Here is a 17,041-nt window from a genome sequence, read left to right on the forward strand (position 1 = left end):
AGAAAATAAAAAAATGTGCATTAATCCGTTTAAATCTGTGTCATCGCGTTCCAGTTCTTAATTATTAGCAGACAGCTTTTTAAAAGAAATCGTTTTATCGTAAAAAGTTATTCTAATTCCGAAAAGCAAAATGATTCCGCCGAAAACCATTTGTAAAGTTATTTGTTCTTCTAAAAACAACCAAGCTAATATTGAAGTAATTACAGCCTGACTCAACAAACTTAATGAAACTCTGGTCGCGCGCATGTGCTGTGTGGCGTAGCTAATTGAAAGCCAGGCACACAATTGACAAATTACCGCCTGAAGTAAAAGTACAAACCAACCCGTATTTGAAAATCCTGTAAAAGGTTCGTTTAAAGCATAACAAAGTATTCCTAAATAAATACTTGACGCCAATAAACTAATGGTCATAAACGATAAAACATCAACTTGTGAAAGTACATTTTTGCTCACCAAAAGATAAATAGAATATAATATTCCGGATAAAACCGCAAACAGAAAGGCCTGATTGAAATTCAACTCCATAAAAAAGCTAAAACCAACCAAAGTCACCATTCCGAATAAGGACACAACCGTTCCGATCCAAAAATTAGTTGCCGGTTTTGATTTCAAAAACACAAAAGAACCAATTCCAACCCAAAGCGGAGATAAATTTGTAAGCAACGAAGCCTGAGTCGCGCTTGAATCCTGAATGGCGATATTCCAAACGGCAACATCTGAAGCAAATAAAATACCGCAAAGTGCTGCTAGTAATGCAAATTTTAAATGTTGGAAGCTTAAAATTTTTACTCAAAAGCACATAAGGCAACAGCAAAGTCACAGCAAAAAACATTCGATAAAAAGCCGAGATTAATCCTGGTGCTAGTTTCAATTTAACCAATATCGGAAAAATCGAAATACAAAGTATCCCGCAGATTAAGGCTAATCTTGGTTTGGTGAGTTTCATTTGGATATGTATTTAAAACAAAAAGCGTGAATCAATTAAAATATTTAATCGATTCACGCCATTTTATAATCTTATAAAAACTTAGTTTATCGTCTCGCCATTTGGCGCATCAGTATCCGGGTTTACAAAAACCAATTTTCCTTCTGCATTTGTTGTCATTAAAATCATTCCCTGGCTTTCAACGCCGCGTAAGGCTCTTGGAGCTAAGTTTGCCAATACTGTAACGCGTTTACCAATGATTTCTTCTGGCGAAAAGCTTTCTGCAATTCCTGAAACTATTGTGCGAACATCAATTCCGGTATCAATTTTAAGCACCAAAAGTTTGTTGGCTTTTGGCATTTTTTCAGCTTCAATGATGGTTCCTACGCGTAAATCCATTTTGGCGAAATCCTCATATTGAATTAAATCTTTTTGAGGTTCTGCTTTTTTGTTTTCAGCGATATTAGCGGTTTTTGTAGCTTCCAATTTATCTATTTGTTTTTGTATTTCTTCGTCTTCTATTTTTGCGAAAAGCAATTCTGCTTCGCCAATTTGGTGTCCGTCGGGAATTAATTCTGAATTCTCAGCAACATCATTCCATTTCAACTTACCTTCATTTTTCAATATTCCTGACAATTTAGCCGCAGTAAAAGGTAAAAATGGTTCAGCCAAAACGCTCAAAGCAGCAGCAATTTGCAATGCCACATACATTTGAGTTTTTACGCGCTCCGGATTGTCTTTCATTACTTTCCAAGGCTCTTCGTCAGCAAGATATTTGTTTCCTAAACGGGCAACATTCATCAATTCGCCTAAAGCTTCACGGAATCTATAACGTTCAACCGAACTTGAAATCACGGCTGGATATGCTTTTAATTCGGCTAAAGTATTTTCGTCAACTTCTGATAATTCATTCGGTTTCGGAATAAAACCATCGTAATATTTGTTCGTTAAAACGATAACACGGTTAATGAAATTCCCAAAAACAGCAACTAATTCATTGTTATTTCTAGATTGAAAACTCTTCCATGTAAAGTCGTTATCTTGAGTTTCAGGTGCATTAGCCGTCAATGCATAACGCAAAACGTCTTGTTTCTCCGGAAATTCTTCTAAATATTCGTGCAGCCAAACTGCCCAGTTTTTTGAAGTCGAAAGTTTGTTTCCTTCCAAATTTAAAAACTCATTTGCAGGAACGTTATCAGGTAAAATATAGCTTCCTTCGGCTTTTAACATCGCAGGGAAAATGATACAGTGAAAAACAATATTGTCTTTTCCAATAAAATGAACCAATTTGGTGTCTTCGTCTTTCCAATACGGTTCCCAGTCTTTTCCTTCGCGCAAAGCCCATTCTTTTGTAGATGAGATATACCCGATAGGAGCATCAAACCAAACATATAATTTTTTTCCTTCGGCACCTTCAACCGGAACATCAATTCCCCAATCCAGATCACGTGTTACCGCACGAGGTTCAAGTCCGCCATCAACCCATGATTTAACTTGTCCGTAAACATTCGGTTTCCAGTCGCTTTTATGTCCAACTAAAATCCATTCTGTTAAGAAATCTGTATATCGGTCTAAAGGTAAAAACCAGTGTTTTGTTGCTTTTAAAATTGGAGTTTCTCCAGTAATTGTCGATTTTGGATTAATCAAATCCGTAGCATTTAGAGTCGATCCGCAATTTTCACATTGATCTCCGTAAGCTCCTTCATTGCCACATCTTGGGCAAGTTCCCACAACAAAACGATCAGCCAAAAACTGGTCAGCTTTTGCATCATATAATTGTTCCGTAACTTCTTCAATAAAATCACCGTTATCATATAGTTTTTTAAAGAATTCCTGAGCCGTATCATGATGAATTTTAGCCGAAGTTCGAGAATAATTATCAAACGAAATTCCGAAATCAGCGAATGATTTTCGAATAATTCCGTCGTATTTATCAATAACTTCTTGTGGTGTAATTCCTTCTTTTTTGGCTTTCATCGAAATTGCAACGCCGTGCTCATCGCTTCCGCAAATAAACGCAACGTCTTTTCCCTGTAAACGTAAATATCTCGAATAAATATCTGCAGGCACGTAAACCCCCGCCAAATGGCCAATGTGAATAGGTCCGTTGGTATAAGGTAAAGCTGCCGTAATAGTATATCTCTTTGGATTTTGTATCATAACTCAATTTTATTGAGTGCAAAAATAAGCAATAGAATTGAGATTTTGTTATTACGCAGAGATTCACAGAGATTTTTTAATCTCACTACGTGCAGAGACGCAAAGTTTAATTTAAAGTCAACGATAATCTTACAGTTTGTCATTTCGAGGAACGAGAAATCTCCGCAAGAAACTCCATTCCTAAAGTCGCCAATCTTTGGCGAGTTACTTGCGGAGATTTCTCGTTCCTCGAAATGACATAAAATGAGAAAACTTTGCTAATCTTCCTCTTTGTTATTCAAAAAATAAAAACCTTAGCAAATCTCTGTGGTAAAACTAAATAGAACCAGTTTAAACTAGCATCTTAACTAAAATCTTCAGAATATATTTTGCAATCTTTGTCCTGAAAAAACAAAGACAATTTTATGAGCAAAACAAAATTAATCATCAATAAAAACGGATCTATAAAAATAGAAGGCGATTTCGAAATCATGGATGCTGAAGGAACAGTTTACGGGCTACAAGGAAGATCTGCATTGGGTCTTTGCCGTTGTGGATTATCTGCAAACAAACCTTTTTGTGATGGTGGACACAGAAATAATTTCGAACATGATTCTATCGCGTTTGATTTACCGCCAATGAAAACGAATTAGGAATCGTTTTAAAACACAAAAAAGCTGCATTTTTCGAGATGCAGCTTTTTGTTTATATATAAAGTTCTCCTTTCATTGTTATAATAGAAGAACCGCCTACTAAAATATCTTCTTCACGATTCATAACTTCAATCAGTGAAGGCTGTTTTAACTTTACTCCCTGAAGAATTTTATATTCTTTATCTGATTTAGTGAATTTCTTTTGTGTTAAAAATCCAATTAATGGACCTGCAGCCGTTCCTGTCGCGGGATCTTCATATATTCCGATTATAGGGTTAAAAAATCTTGTTTCGACTATATGTTCTTGGTTTTCATCAGCAATAGTGAAACAATAAAAACCTTCAAAATTATATTCTTTTGAGATTTCGATTAAAAGTTGGTTATCTGGAACACAGCTATTGAGTAATTGACTGTTTTTTATGGGAACCATTGTGTGTGCAACTTCTGTTTTAACTATTGTTGGAACAAAAGCATTCACATCTAAATCTTCAATTTTTAAACCGAGAGCTACTGCAATTCTATAAGTTGGAATTTCTTGTTTAATGATTGCCGATTTTTGATGCATTTGAACAACAGGATAAAAAGTAACGGGGTCAAAACTTACAGTTAACGGAATTGCTGAATGTTTCATGATGACAAAAGGCTCACTTTCATTTTGTTCGTCAAAAATTGGAATTCCTTTTAGTAGAGCACCACATACTGCGCCTAATAAATTATGTCCTGCGCCGTCGATTTCGATTCCGGTTGGGGTAAACGAACGAACCATTAGTGCTTTATCTCTTGTGGAATAATAAACAAAAGAGGTTTCAGAATAGCCAAATTCTTTAGAAATGTCCTGATAGGTTTCTAGTTTTAGATTTCCATCGGTAAAAACCACAGAAAGCGGATTTCCTTTATAGCTTTCGTTTGAAAATACATCTAAAACGTAGTATTCTAATGCTGTTCTTTGTTCCATTGTTGGTTTTTTTAAAGGCTATTGGTGAAAATAAGTTTTATCACTTTTGATAATCATTTATAATAAGTTTGCTATTGCTCTTATAAACCATAAAAGTACTACAAAAAGAAGCAAGAAAAACTGAACTTTGTTTACTTTTTGATTACCAAATTACAAACCAATAATTAATATTAAAAAAACTGAATTAAGTAGGGTATAAATCACCATTAAGCGATTATGTGTTAAGTTATTCCTGATTGCGTAAATTTGCAGTTTCTGCTTACGCTCAGTTTATTATATTTGTAAACGTAAATTAAAGAAGAGCAACCATGGCAAAAGGACCCGAAAAAAACACCAAAAACAAGGCTTTGCATACCAAATTGCTAAATCGGAAAAAGGCCAAACTTCAGGAAGAAAAAAAGGAACGTGCCTTACGCTTGAAAGCTTTGGTTGCAAAAATGAATGAAAAAAAGAATAGTGACGAATCTGATGCTATTTAAATCAAATTGTATTTTTTTTCTCTTTTAATTTCCCTCAACTTTGCAAAACAATCTCAATACAAAACAAAATGGAGGAATTTGGTAGAATATTAGTTTCAGAAACGGCAATGAATAGTGAAAATCTTCAGGATGTCATTCACTCAAATATTTCGGTAATCAATTTAATGCGCGAGGAAGGTGTCGATGACGAATTTATTCATGAAGATGCTTTGATGAGTTATTATCTTGATTATTACTGGTCGCAATATACCGAAGGAAATTTTGCACAATTCGTTCACAAATCCGGCTGGAACAAAGAACTAAACGAATTAATCGAAGAAGGCTTAGCTTTAATTGGTGCCGAAAAACATGTAGAATTGTTTCAACAACAAAGCAAAAAAGTAAAATTAATGAGCAGCGTAAAGCTGAATAAGTTTTTAAGTGGAAAATTAGAAGGCGTAAACCCAACTCGCGATTTGCTTAACAACGATACATTTTACGAAATTGAAGAAAACTTAATTACGCTAAATGCCAATTTCCTAAAAAACCACCCTGACTTTGAAGTGCTTTCGGTAGACGATATGTTTGCAACTTTAGAAGAATATGTGGGACATGAAATTAAGCGAGCCTAGGTTATTTTACCGCAAAGCACGCTAAGTTTTACGCAAAGATTCGCTAAGTTTTTACATACGCATTGTCTGACTGAGCGAAGTCGAAGTCACGCAAAGCTAAGGTGAATTTCTGTGTCATCTTTGAGCATCTTTGTGAAATAATTATATTCGCAAAGACTTCTTTTTGAATTAATTGAGTTAATTTTAGTTCTGATAAATAAAGCTGTTATTTATGGAAGAGTTTACTCATATTAAATCAATTATCGGAATCATTCTGGGTTTGAGTTTAACGCATCTCATCAGAGGATCTGTAATTTTTATTCAGCATCCGGGGCGGAAAAAAATCTATTTTGTACACTCGCTTTGGGTGTTTTATGTTTTTTTGCTGATTATACATTTTTGGTGGTGGGAGTTTAATCTGAAATTAATTCAGGAATGGTACTTTGCCGATTATTTTTTCATAATTTGTTATATTCTCATTTTCTATTTGTTGTGCGCCATCCTTTATCCGGATGATTTAGTAGATTATTCAGGCTATGAAGATTATTTTTATTCCCGAAAAAAATGGTTTTTTGCTGTTTTGGCCATAAGCTTTGGCGCTGATTTAATTGACACTGCCATTAAAGGTGGCGATTATTTTTTATACAATCAAACCGAATATTACGTTAGGATTATAAGTCATATTATATTGTGTTTAGCAGCGATAAAAATCAACAATAAAACTTTTCATTCTTTTTTGGTGATAGTTTTTATCGTTTACGAACTCTCGTATATTTTAAGATTATTCAATGTTGAATAAATAATGACACTAATTAAATGTCTAAAAATGAAAATTAAAAAGCTTCAAGTGTTATGCTTGTTTTTTGTCTTCTTAAACGGATTTTCTCAGAATAAAATCAATCTGTTTTCAGAAATCAATTATAACTCCATTCCCTCAGTATCCTTAAGCGAATATAAATCGGTTCAGGAGCGTGATTCGAAATATCAAAATCCAAACATTGCATTGGGAATCGGAATTTCGGGCGGCGGTTCACGAGCGCAGTTTTTTAGTATGGGTGTTCTTTTGGGGCTTGAAGAAATTCAGGAAAATAATTTACAACGCAATTTTTTAAGTGAAATCGATTATTTTTCCACCGTTTCCGGAGGTTGTTATTCGGCAGGATATTATCTGACAATCCTGAAAAACAAGCTTTATTATGATAACTGTACCTTCAACGAGTTTTACTTTTCTAAAGCTGACGCTTACAAAGATTACGTCGATAAATCGGCTAATATTTTATCACTTCTCAATAATAGCCGGAATGAAAAAGGAGATAAAATATCAATGACGCAACGACTCGATTCTGAAGTTTTGCAATATGATATTTTGAATCCTGAAAATCCTGATAAATTTAAAACCCAAATGCTTCTGTCAGATTTTTTTGTTCCGAAAGAAAGTAAAAGCCAACCTTATCTGCCTATTATGGTCGCCAACGGAACCGCTTACAATAACGGTGAACGTATTCCGTTTATGCCGCACATTATAAAAGGTTTAAATTTAAATTCATCTTTAGCGCCCAATAAAGCTATTATTCCATTAAATGAAAATAAAATAAATGACGGTTATAATTTTCCGCTTACCTATGCCATTACAGCAAGTTCTGCTTTTCCTGGTGTACTTCCTAAAGTAAAATTCGGAGTTAAAAATCAAAGTAAAATATTGTGCATTATAGATGGAGGCGCTTCAGACAATACAGGCTATAAAACCTTAATTGAATTGTTGTCTAATGATTCAAAAGTGGATAATAAAAATAAAAAAGCGCTTTTTATCGATTGTTTGGGACAAGGAAAAAAAGAACCATACATAAACGACGAAAAAATTAAACTAATTACATTGTTAGAAACCGCGTCTTTGTACACCGTTCAAACCCGATATATGACTTTTGAAAGAGATGTCGAAAATTTACTGGATCGATATAAAATCCCAACTTCTAATTATCAGGTTATTGGTTTTACAACATTGCGCGATTATTTGCTTAAAATGAAAAAAAACGGAGCGTACGAAATTGCAGTCGCAGAATTAAAAAACTCAGATGATGATTATGAAAGCTGGTTAAAAATCTATAACAAATTTAAGATTGAACTTATAGATAAATTCGGAGAACTGAGCTTTAAAAAAGATAAAAATGGCGAAATCATTTTATCATCGCTAAATAGAGATAAATTCAATGAATTCAGTGCTTCACAAATATTAGTTTTATATGAATTTACCTCTCACGTTGAAACCAGACTTAGAATAAACCCCGAAGAAAGAGAAATGTTATTATTGTCCGGACGTCTGGCTTCATTTTTAAAAACCAATGAATTGAAGGAATTATTGGTAGAACATAAACAGTTTTAAGAATTATTCCATTCTTCGATGGTAAGTACATCTGCAGAACGAAGAAAAACTTTTGTTGTAAGAACACGATGCACTTCTTCGTCACGATCTGCACATCCGTCAGACAAAACAGTGATTTTAAAATCTTTGTCAGCGGCTTCTGTCAAAGTTGATAAAACAATTCCACTTGTAGCATAACCCGTAAGTACAAGATGTTTAATGTCTTTCGATCTTAAAACAACATCTAATGCACTTCCCGTAAAGGCACTTATGCGACGCTTTATAACATGTATATCATTTTCCTGTGGAGTTAAAGCAGGATAAATTTTTGTAAATTCCTCAAAATTAATGGCATTTATATGTTCTCTTGTTGATGCAAAAGTTTTGTTGTTTGTGCTGATTTCCGAAGCTCCGTTTTTGAAACCAAGCGTTGCATAAATAATCAGAATGTTTTTACTTCTTGCAACGGTTATGGCTTTGGCTACATTTTTTACAAGAGCATCAGAATCCGGAAGGTTGGCTAATATTGCCGGTTGCATGTCCATTACAAGTAAAGCTGTATTTTGAGTCATTTTGCGTGTTTTGAATTTCTATAAATAAATTTAAAACAATAAAATCACTTCTTCAATTAATTCAAGTCTTTTAAGAATAAATTCCACAAGGGCACCCAAAGATTTCACTAAGTTTCAAAAAGCTCGATTTAAAAATAACTTTGTGCATCTCTGTGCAATCTTTCCAATCTTTGCGGAATAAACCCGGAATAACTTTTAGACTAAACTTTGTCTTAATCTTAGCAAACATTTGCTTAAATTTGCTTCCATTATAAAAAAATACAATAGTTATAAAAATCAAGCTATGTTACAAATCGCATTTATTAGAGAGAATCAGGAGAAAGTAATCAAGGCTTTAGCAAAACGAAATATCGATGCTAAAAGCGTTGTTGAAGAAGTGGTGCAATTAGATGAAAACCGTCGCGCTGCGCAAGTAGAATTAGACAATACTTTATCTGAATCTAATAAATTGTCCAAAGATATAGGGGAACTGATGAAAGCCGGAGAGAAATCGAAAGCTGCAATCTTAAAAGAAAAAACAGTTTCACTAAAAGAAAAAAGTAAAGAATTAGCAGAAAAGGCAGATGTTTTGGCAGCCGAACTGACCAATAAACTATACACATTACCAAATCTTCCGGCTGATATTGTTCCTGAAGGAAAAACTCCAGATGACAATTTGAATGTTTTTCAGGAAGGTGATATTCCGGTTTTGCATGAAGGCGCACAACCTCACTGGGAATTGGTAAAAAAATACGATATCATCGATTTTGAATTGGGTGTAAAAATTACAGGCGCAGGTTTTCCCGTTTATAAAGGAAAAGGAGCTCGCTTGCAACGCGCTTTAATCAATTATTTTTTAGATAAAAATACGGCTGCAGGATATACTGAAGTTCAGGTGCCGCATTTGGTAAACGAAGCTTCAGGTTACGGAACAGGACAATTACCAGACAAAGAAGGGCAAATGTATCACTCAACAATTGATGATTTATATTTGATTCCAACCGCTGAGGTTCCCGTTACGAATTTATTCCGCGATGTGCTTTTAAGCGAAAGCGAATTGCCGGTTTTACATACCGCTTATACGCCATGTTTCCGTCGTGAAGCAGGTTCTTACGGAGCGCATGTTCGTGGATTAAACCGTTTGCACCAATTTGATAAAGTAGAAATAGTTCGTATCGAACATCCTGATAAGTCATACGAAGCGCTTGACGGAATGGTAGAACACGTAAAAGAGATTTTAAAGGAATTAAAATTGCCTTACAGAGTTTTACGCTTATGCGGAGGAGATATGGGTTTCACATCGGCTTTGACGTATGATTTTGAAGTCTTTTCTACAGCGCAGGATCGTTGGTTAGAAATTAGTTCAGTTTCTAACTTCGAAACTTTTCAGGCAAATCGTTTGAAATTGCGTTTCAAAGACAAAGACGGAAAAAACCAATTAGCACACACACTTAACGGAAGTTCATTGGCCTTGCCAAGAGTTTTGGCAGGAATTTTAGAAAATTACCAAACGCCGGAAGGAATCGTAATTCCAGAAGTTTTACGCCCTTACTGCGGATTTGATATTATAAACTAAATTTTATAGTTGTTAAAACGAACCTAACAGGTTTTAAAAACCTGTTAGGTTTTCTCGATTTTTAACCACGATTTTTAATAAAAATAGTAAGAGATGAACGGAATTTTAAATTGGAACGTAGATCCTGTAATCGTAATGATAACAGACAGTTTTCCGTTAAAATACTATGGCGCTTTCTTTGCTTGCGGGCTTTTACTTGGCTATTTTATTGTTAGAAAAATTTACGAGAAAGAAAATCTTTCTGTAGAAAATCTGGATAGTTTACTTGTTTATGTAATCGTCGGGACTATTTTGGGAGCCAGACTTGGACATTGTTTTTTTTATGAACCAGATTATTTTTTAAAACATCCAATAGAAATACTTTTGCCGATTCAAAAAGTAGCAGGCGTTTATAAATTTGTTGGATTTCAAGGTTTAGCAAGTCATGGCGGAACAATTGGTGTGCTAATTGCGATCATTTTATATTGCAGAAAATTTAAAGTAAATTTTTTGTGGCTGTTAGACAAAATGGCTCTTGGAGTTCCTGTAGCGGCAGCTTTTATAAGATTGGGAAATTTTATGAATTCTGAAATTTACGGAAAGCCAACAAACGGAAATTGGGGTGTTGTTTTTCAAAGAGATGATTTGATTCCGAGACACCCAACGCAATTGTATGAAGCTTTTTCGTATTTATTGATATTCGGAATTTTATTTTGGATGTATAAATCTGAAAGAATAAAACAAGCTAATGGCTTAATTTTTGGAAGTTTTTTAACGCTTTTGTTTTTGGCCAGATTTTTAATTGAATTTTTCAAAGAAAACCAAGAAAGCTTCGAAAATAACATGCTGATTAATATGGGTCAGATTTTAAGCATTCCCTTTATTTTAATTGGCTTAACTTTGATTGTTTGTAAGTCTAATGTTGAAATTAAATAGTTTAAAGTTTGCAATAGCAGTTTTCAGTTTGAACTGAACCGTGAACCAAGACTATAAACTGAAAACTAAAAAAAAGCTGCATATGAAAAACATCTTTATCTATATCGTTTTGTTGTGGTCTACTTTTGCGTTGGCACAAAATGAGCAACTCGCTCAATATTATTATGATAAAGGTGATTTCGAAAAAGCTAAAATAGCTTACGAACAGCTTTTAAACAGTTCGCCATCCAACACTCAATATTTTTTAAGAACCGTTGAATCGTATCAGCAAATGCAGCAATTTGACGTGGCTCAAAAATTAATTCAGGAACGCTATAGCCGATATAAGCAAGGTGTTTTTTTAGTTGAATTAGGATATAATTTTCAATTGCAGAAAAACGAATCCAAAGCTAAAAATTATTACGAACAAGCTCTCGAAAAAATCAAAACGAATCCAAATGATGTTTACGGAATCGCAAGTTCATTCGAGAAAAAGGTTTTGTTGGAATATGCTTTAAAAGCATATCAAACGGCAATGCAGGTTCAACCTAACTTCAACTTTAATTTCCAAATAGGGATGTTGTACGGTCAGTTAGGAAAGACTGATTTGATGATTGATCTTTTATTGACAGAATCCTTTCAAAATCCGCAGAATTCAAATTTAATTCAGACGCAATTAGCCCGCTTTATGCAGGGTGAAACAGATAATACTGCTTTTAAAGACGCAATGCGAAAAGCATTAATACTGAAAACGCAAAAAGATCAGGACGTATTCTGGAATCATTATTTGAGTTGGTTTTACGTGCAGCAAAAAGAATTTGGCAAAGCTTTTATTCAGGAAAAAGCAATTTACAAACGCGAACCAGAATCTTTAATGAGCATTGTCAATTTAAGTCAGTTTGCACTGAATGAGGATGACACCGAAACGGCATCAGAAATTCTGAACTTTATTCTTCTAAATACCAAAGATTTAGATTTATTAATTCAGACAAATGCCAATTTGATGGAAATTAAAATCGGGAAAGCACAGGAAAAAGATTATCCTGCAATAGATACAGAATTGCAACAATTGCTGACAACCTATGAAATAAGTCCTAATACCTTATCTTTGCAAATAATTCAGGCGCATTTTCTGGCTTTTAATTTAAAAAAGACCGAAGAAGCCAAAACAATTTTAAAGAAAGCTTTAACGCTCAATTTAAATGATTATCAGCAGGCAGATGCCAAAATGGAATTGGCAGATATTTTGCTTTTAGAAGAAAAGTTCAATCAGGCGCTGATTTATTATTCGCAAATTCAATTGGATTTAAAGAATGATGTAATGTCGCATGAAGCAAGTTTGAAAGCCGCGAAAACAAGTTATTTTAAAACCGATTTTGAATGGGCTTTAAAACAATTTAAAGAATTAAAGTCGGCCAGCACGCAATTGATCGCCAATGATGCTCTTGAATATTTTTTACTGATAAATGATAATACCGTTGCCGATTCGACACAAACAGCATTAAAGCAATTTGCAAAAGGCGATTTTTTAATTTATCAGAATAAAAAGCCAGAAGCAATTGCTCAATTTCAAAACATTCTGAAAAGCTTTAAAGGGCAGGAAATTGAAGCTGTTACAATGTTGCGTTTAGGTAAAATTTATGAAAGTCAGAAAGATTTCACTTCAGCGTTAAGCCAGTACCAGCAAATCATTGACAATCATAGCGACGGAATTTATGTAGATGAAGCATTGTTCTTTTCGGCAGAAATTTACAATGACGAATTAAAAGATATTGAAAAGGCAAAGCCTTTATATGAAAAGGTAATTTTTAATCATCAGGACAGTATTTACTTTGTTGATGCCAGAAAAAAATACCGCGAGTTAAGAGGAGATAAGAATTTATAAAATAGATTCTTAGATTTTTAGACAACTTAGATCTTTATACTTTTCTGAAAATCTAACACTCTAAAAATATAAGAAGTCTAACAATCTAAAAAGAAATGATTATTTACAACGTTACCACTAATATACACGAAAGCGTTCACGACCAATGGTTAAAATGGATGCAGGAAAAACACATACCGGAAATTCTGGCAACACAAAAATTCTCATCGGCAAGAATCGTTAGGGTTTTAATCGAAGAAGAAATGGGCGGAATTACCTATTCAGTTCAGTATGTTACCGATAGCAAAGAAACATTAGATAAGTTTTACATCGAAGATGAACCAGAATTCCATAGAGAAGCTTTGGGATTATTTGCAGACAAAATGCTTTCTTTCAAAACCGAATTAGAAGTTATTTCGGAACATTAATTTTTTAGTGTTCAGTTAAAAATAAATATGAGCGATAAAAAACTATCTGATTACGATATTTCTTTAAGAGGACAACTAACGGTTAATTTACCTGTGATCTTTATAATTCTCGTAATTGGATTTGGATTAATTATGTTTTTTGATTTGCATTTTAAAATTGCAATGATCATTGGCGTAATTTTAGGATGGATTTATTGGAGTTTTTCAGTAAAAAATTGGATTGAGTGGGCAGTTTCCAATAATGTTGAGGAAGACAGATTATTGAAAATTGGAAAAAGAGGATTGTTAATTTGGAGTAAGAATACTATTGAAACAGTTACCAAAAATAATAAAGTACCTTTTATATAAATCTGAGATTATGGAAATTCGATTTCAAACAAAAGAGGAAAGTAATAAACAACAACAGGAAGATTTTCTAAAGTTGTCAAAAACCGAAAGATTTTACAGTTTTTTGCGCTTAAGCGAAAGAATTAGCTAATTTCCGGTGAAGAATAAAGTTGATAAAAACAAGGACAATTTTTTGATTGTAATTGACAAAAATGATAAAAAATAAACTTTCTGCCTTAGCGCCTTAGTGGCAAAAAGAAAAGTTTCGAGCCTTTTAAGGCAAAACAAAAACAAAAAATGGAAAAAGTAAAAGCTAAAAAACATTTAGGACAACACTTCCTGAAAGACGAAAGTATTGCAAAAGCAATTGCAGATACTCTGAGCTTAAAAGGATACAATGAGGTTTTAGAAATAGGACCGGGAATGGGTGTGTTGACTAAGTATTTGCTTGATAAACCTGTAAATACACATGTAATTGAGATTGACACAGAATCTGTGGTGTATTTGGGTGAAAATTATCCAAAATTAAAAGATCAGATTATCTCTCAGGATTTTTTGAAATATAATATCAATGAAGTTTACAAAGACAAACAATTTGCTATAATTGGAAACTTTCCGTACAACATTTCGACTCAGATCGTTTTCAGGACTTTAGAGTTCAGAGACCAGATTCCAGAGTTTTCAGGAATGTTTCAAAAAGAAGTAGCAGAACGAATTTGCGAGAAAAAAGGCTCTAAGGCTTACGGAATCTTATCTGTATTAGCACAGGCTTTCTATATTACAGAGTACTTGTTTACTGTTGACGAAAATGTTTTTATTCCTCCGCCCAAGGTCAAGTCGGGTGTGATGAAAATGACCCGAAAGGAAGATTATAGTCTTCCGTGTGGTGAAAAGTTGTTTTTTACGGTAGTGAAAACTGCTTTTCAGCAAAGACGAAAAACATTACGTAACAGTTTGAAAACATTAAATTTAACTGATAATTTGCGATTAGACACTATCTTTGATAAACGTCCCGAGCAACTTAGTGTAGAAGAATTTATTGAACTGACTCAAAAAATAGAAGCCGATGGAGTTCAAAGTTAGTAAAGAATTAATACAGCAATTAGAAGAGCATATTGTTAATAAAAACGACAAAGAACTTGAAGTTTTACTTAACGATCTGCACCATGCTGATATTGCCGAAATCCTGGATGAACTGGATTTCGACGAAGCAACCTATATTTTTAAGGTTTTAGATAGTGATAAAACCGCCGAGATTCTTCTGGAATTAGAAGATGATTTGCGTGAAAACATCTTAAGCCGACTTTCGCCTAAAGAAATTGCAGAAGAGCTTGATGAGCTTGAAACCAATGACGCCGCGGATATTATCGCCGAACTTTCGCAGCAAATTAAAGCCGAAGTAATCTCGGAAATGGTCGACGTTGAACACGCAAAAGACATTGTTGACTTGTTGCGTTACGACGAAAATTCTGCCGGAGGTTTAATGGGGAAGGAGTTGGTGAAAGTCAATGAAAATTGGAATGTTCTGACTTGCGTAAAAGAAATGCGTATTCAGGCAGAAAACGTTTCGCGCGTACATTCAATTTATGTTGTTGATGATGAAAACCGCCTTAAAGGCAGATTGTCACTTAAAGACTTATTGACAACATCGACCAAAACACAAATTGGAGATATTTATATTCGAAAACTAAATTTCGTAAACGTAGATACCGAAGATGTTGAGGTTGCCCGTATCATGCAAAAATACGATTTAGAGGCAATTCCTGTAGTTGATGAATTAGGTCGATTAGTGGGAAGAATTACCATTGATGATATCGTAGACGTAATCAAAGACGAGGCTGATAAAGATTACCAGTTAGCGGCGGGTATTACGCAAGACGTAGAATCTAATGACAGCGTTCTTGAATTGACAAAAGCACGTTTGCCTTGGTTGCTAATCGGAATGGTAATTGAAATTGTAGCGTCATTTGTCTTAAAAGGAAACGAAGCTACATTTCAAAAATATTCAACATTAATCATTTTCGTTCCTTTACTTTCTGCAACAGCAGGAAATATTGGTGTTCAGGCATCGGCAATTGTGGTGCAGGGATTAGCAAACGGAACATTAAAGGAATTTAGCCGAGGTTATTTTACTAAAGAAATTACCGTTTCGATGATTTCAGGAAGTATTATTTCATTGCTTTTATTGGCATATCACTCGATCATGTATCAACAATATTTGGTAGGAATAGCTATTTCAATTTCGATGATTGTCGTAATTTTATTTGCTGCAACATTAGGAACTTTAGTGCCGCTTTTTTTAAATAAAAATAAAATAGATCCTGCTATTGCAACCGGTCCGTTTATTACGACAACCAATGACGTTTTTGGAATTATGCTCTATTTTGGAGTAGCCAAACTGATTCTTGGATTTTAAGTTTTTTGCAACAAATTAATAGATTAGAGTGATTTAAGATCTCTAAAATCTGTGTAATTTGTGGCTGAAAAATATGCTATTAACCAGCCAAAAAAACAAGCAATGAAAGTACACATCATAGGAGGAGGAAATCTTGGGGTTTCTATAGCCTTAGGAATTGCTAAATTCTCTAAAAACAATCAGGTCACAGTAACAAGAAGAAACATCGCTGCTATTCAATATTTAACAGAATACGGAATCACGGTTTCATTAGATAATAAACATAATATTCAGGAAGCTGATGTGGTTATTCTAACAATAAAACCCTATCAGGTAGATACGGTTTTGGCTGAAATTTTACCAGTTATAAAAGGTAAAACAATTGCTTCTGCAGTTAGCGGAGTTTCGTTGGATATGCTTCAGACAAAAACAAATAACGAATTTCCGGTAATCAGGATTATGCCAAATATTGCTGCACAATTTGGTGAATCTGCAACTTGTATTTCTTTTCCGGAAACAGATCGTGAAGAAGCGATGCCGATTGTCGATTTATTTCAGGATTTAGGAACTGCTCCAATTATTGACGAAAAATTAATGGATGCAGCAACGGTTTTAGGTGCATGCGGGACGGCTTATGCTTTAAGATACATTCGGGCTTCTATGCAAGCCGGAATCGAAATTGGTTTTGATTCTCAAACTGCTTTGGCAATTGCAGCACAAACGGTAAAAGGAGCGGCAAAAATGCTGCTTGAGGAGAAAGTACATCCGGAACAATTAATCGACCGTGTAACGACGCCTCAGGGCTGTACAATTGTTGGTTTAAACGAAATGGAACACAATGGTTTCAGTTCTTCTTTGATTAAAGGGATTAAAACTTCTTTGAAACAAATTAAGGGATAAATCTTA

General features: G+C 34.2%; 16 protein-coding genes and 1 pseudogene. 13 read left to right on the top strand and 4 right to left on the bottom strand.

Annotated features, from left to right (window positions below):
* Window positions 1-57: 57 nt before the first annotated feature.
* Both EV143_RS02185 and metG read right to left on the bottom strand, forming a co-directional pair.
* Window positions 58-946, bottom strand: a pseudogene (locus EV143_RS02185) (DMT family transporter).
* Window positions 947-1,027: 81 nt separating this feature from the next.
* Entirely contained in the window at window positions 1,028-3,085 is a 2,058-nt protein-coding gene (gene metG, locus EV143_RS02190) for a methionine--tRNA ligase (RefSeq protein ID WP_133506349.1), read from the bottom strand.
* Window positions 3,086-3,489: 404 nt separating this feature from the next.
* Between metG and EV143_RS02195 the strand changes: the two genes are divergently transcribed.
* Window positions 3,490-3,717, top strand: a complete 228-nt coding sequence (locus EV143_RS02195; protein WP_115844953.1) for a CDGSH iron-sulfur domain-containing protein — start codon at window positions 3,490-3,492, stop codon at window positions 3,715-3,717.
* 52 nt (window positions 3,718-3,769) lie between these two features.
* Here the strand turns inward: EV143_RS02195 and EV143_RS02200 are convergent, their stop codons facing one another.
* On the bottom strand, window positions 3,770-4,672 hold the full coding sequence (locus EV143_RS02200; protein WP_133506350.1) for a PhzF family phenazine biosynthesis protein: 903 nt from the start codon (window positions 4,670-4,672) through the stop codon (window positions 3,770-3,772).
* 308 nt (window positions 4,673-4,980) lie between these two features.
* Here EV143_RS02200 and EV143_RS21405 point away from each other — a divergent pair, with 308 nt between their 5' ends.
* From EV143_RS21405 to EV143_RS02215, 4 genes are all read left to right on the top strand, one after another.
* On the top strand, window positions 4,981-5,151 hold the full coding sequence (locus EV143_RS21405; RefSeq protein WP_166638099.1) for a hypothetical protein: 171 nt from the start codon (window positions 4,981-4,983) through the stop codon (window positions 5,149-5,151).
* A gap of 68 nt (window positions 5,152-5,219) precedes the next feature.
* Window positions 5,220-5,762, top strand: coding sequence for a DMP19 family protein (locus tag EV143_RS02205; protein ID WP_133506351.1), 543 nt, complete (start codon window positions 5,220-5,222; stop codon window positions 5,760-5,762).
* A gap of 211 nt (window positions 5,763-5,973) precedes the next feature.
* Window positions 5,974-6,540 (top strand): hypothetical protein, encoded by a 567-nt coding sequence (locus tag EV143_RS02210; RefSeq protein ID WP_133506352.1) that lies wholly within the window; start codon window positions 5,974-5,976, stop codon window positions 6,538-6,540.
* 27 nt (window positions 6,541-6,567) lie between these two features.
* Window positions 6,568-8,121 (top strand): patatin-like phospholipase family protein, encoded by a 1,554-nt coding sequence (locus EV143_RS02215; RefSeq protein ID WP_166638100.1) that lies wholly within the window; start codon window positions 6,568-6,570, stop codon window positions 8,119-8,121.
* On the opposite strand, the gene EV143_RS02220 is transcribed toward EV143_RS02215, so the two are convergent.
* Window positions 8,118-8,672, bottom strand: coding sequence for a cysteine hydrolase family protein (locus tag EV143_RS02220; protein ID WP_133506354.1), 555 nt, complete (start codon window positions 8,670-8,672; stop codon window positions 8,118-8,120). The genes EV143_RS02215 and EV143_RS02220 overlap by 4 nt on opposite strands.
* Window positions 8,673-8,955: 283 nt before the next feature.
* Between EV143_RS02220 and serS the strand changes: the two genes are divergently transcribed.
* The 8 genes from serS (at window position 8,956) to proC (ending at window position 17,035) form a co-directional block, all read left to right on the top strand.
* Complete coding sequence (serS, locus tag EV143_RS02225) at window positions 8,956-10,227, top strand: serine--tRNA ligase (protein ID WP_133506355.1); 1,272 nt, start codon at window positions 8,956-8,958, stop codon at window positions 10,225-10,227.
* A gap of 93 nt (window positions 10,228-10,320) precedes the next feature.
* A complete protein-coding gene (gene lgt, locus EV143_RS02230) occupies window positions 10,321-11,142 on the top strand; it encodes a prolipoprotein diacylglyceryl transferase (protein WP_133506356.1) in 822 nt (273 codons plus the stop codon).
* Between the two features lie 82 nt (window positions 11,143-11,224).
* Entirely contained in the window at window positions 11,225-13,006 is a 1,782-nt protein-coding gene (locus tag EV143_RS02235) for a tetratricopeptide repeat protein (protein ID WP_133506357.1), read from the top strand.
* A 95-nt stretch (window positions 13,007-13,101) separates the two neighbouring features.
* On the top strand, window positions 13,102-13,413 hold the full coding sequence (locus tag EV143_RS02240; protein WP_133506358.1) for a DUF4286 family protein: 312 nt from the start codon (window positions 13,102-13,104) through the stop codon (window positions 13,411-13,413).
* Between the two features lie 27 nt (window positions 13,414-13,440).
* Window positions 13,441-13,761, top strand: coding sequence for a hypothetical protein (locus EV143_RS02245; RefSeq protein WP_133506359.1), 321 nt, complete (start codon window positions 13,441-13,443; stop codon window positions 13,759-13,761).
* Window positions 13,762-14,037: 276 nt separating this feature from the next.
* Window positions 14,038-14,823: a 16S rRNA (adenine(1518)-N(6)/adenine(1519)-N(6))-dimethyltransferase RsmA gene (gene rsmA / locus EV143_RS02250; protein ID WP_133506360.1), complete on the top strand. Its 786-nt coding sequence runs from the start codon at window positions 14,038-14,040 to the stop codon at window positions 14,821-14,823.
* Entirely contained in the window at window positions 14,807-16,156 is a 1,350-nt protein-coding gene (mgtE, locus tag EV143_RS02255; protein WP_133506361.1) for a magnesium transporter, read from the top strand. Before rsmA ends, mgtE begins: the two co-directional genes overlap by 17 nt.
* A 102-nt stretch (window positions 16,157-16,258) precedes the next feature.
* Entirely contained in the window at window positions 16,259-17,035 is a 777-nt protein-coding gene (proC, locus tag EV143_RS02260; RefSeq protein WP_133506362.1) for a pyrroline-5-carboxylate reductase, read from the top strand.
* Window positions 17,036-17,041: the final 6 nt, after the last annotated feature.

The organism is Flavobacterium chryseum (assembly GCF_004362015.1).
Lineage (GTDB): Bacteria > Bacteroidota > Bacteroidia > Flavobacteriales > Flavobacteriaceae > Flavobacterium.

Excerpts from the sequence above, each read along its gene's own strand:
- metG (WP_133506349.1), bottom strand. The coding sequence starts at position 3,085 with ATGATACAAAATCCAAAGAGATATACTATTACGGCAGCTTTACCTTAT.
- EV143_RS02195 (WP_115844953.1), top strand. The coding sequence starts at position 3,490 with ATGAGCAAAACAAAATTAATCATCAATAAAAACGGATCTATAAAAATA.
- EV143_RS02200 (WP_133506350.1), bottom strand. The coding sequence starts at position 4,672 with ATGGAACAAAGAACAGCATTAGAATACTACGTTTTAGATGTATTTTCA.
- EV143_RS21405 (WP_166638099.1), top strand. The coding sequence starts at position 4,981 with ATGGCAAAAGGACCCGAAAAAAACACCAAAAACAAGGCTTTGCATACC.
- EV143_RS02205 (WP_133506351.1), top strand. The coding sequence starts at position 5,220 with ATGGAGGAATTTGGTAGAATATTAGTTTCAGAAACGGCAATGAATAGT.
- EV143_RS02210 (WP_133506352.1), top strand. The coding sequence starts at position 5,974 with ATGGAAGAGTTTACTCATATTAAATCAATTATCGGAATCATTCTGGGT.
- EV143_RS02215 (WP_166638100.1), top strand. The coding sequence starts at position 6,568 with ATGAAAATTAAAAAGCTTCAAGTGTTATGCTTGTTTTTTGTCTTCTTA.
- EV143_RS02220 (WP_133506354.1), bottom strand. The coding sequence starts at position 8,672 with ATGACTCAAAATACAGCTTTACTTGTAATGGACATGCAACCGGCAATA.
- serS (WP_133506355.1), top strand. The coding sequence starts at position 8,956 with ATGTTACAAATCGCATTTATTAGAGAGAATCAGGAGAAAGTAATCAAG.
- lgt (WP_133506356.1), top strand. The coding sequence starts at position 10,321 with ATGAACGGAATTTTAAATTGGAACGTAGATCCTGTAATCGTAATGATA.
- EV143_RS02235 (WP_133506357.1), top strand. The coding sequence starts at position 11,225 with ATGAAAAACATCTTTATCTATATCGTTTTGTTGTGGTCTACTTTTGCG.
- EV143_RS02240 (WP_133506358.1), top strand. The coding sequence starts at position 13,102 with ATGATTATTTACAACGTTACCACTAATATACACGAAAGCGTTCACGAC.
- EV143_RS02245 (WP_133506359.1), top strand. The coding sequence starts at position 13,441 with ATGAGCGATAAAAAACTATCTGATTACGATATTTCTTTAAGAGGACAA.
- rsmA (WP_133506360.1), top strand. The coding sequence starts at position 14,038 with ATGGAAAAAGTAAAAGCTAAAAAACATTTAGGACAACACTTCCTGAAA.
- mgtE (WP_133506361.1), top strand. The coding sequence starts at position 14,807 with ATGGAGTTCAAAGTTAGTAAAGAATTAATACAGCAATTAGAAGAGCAT.
- proC (WP_133506362.1), top strand. The coding sequence starts at position 16,259 with ATGAAAGTACACATCATAGGAGGAGGAAATCTTGGGGTTTCTATAGCC.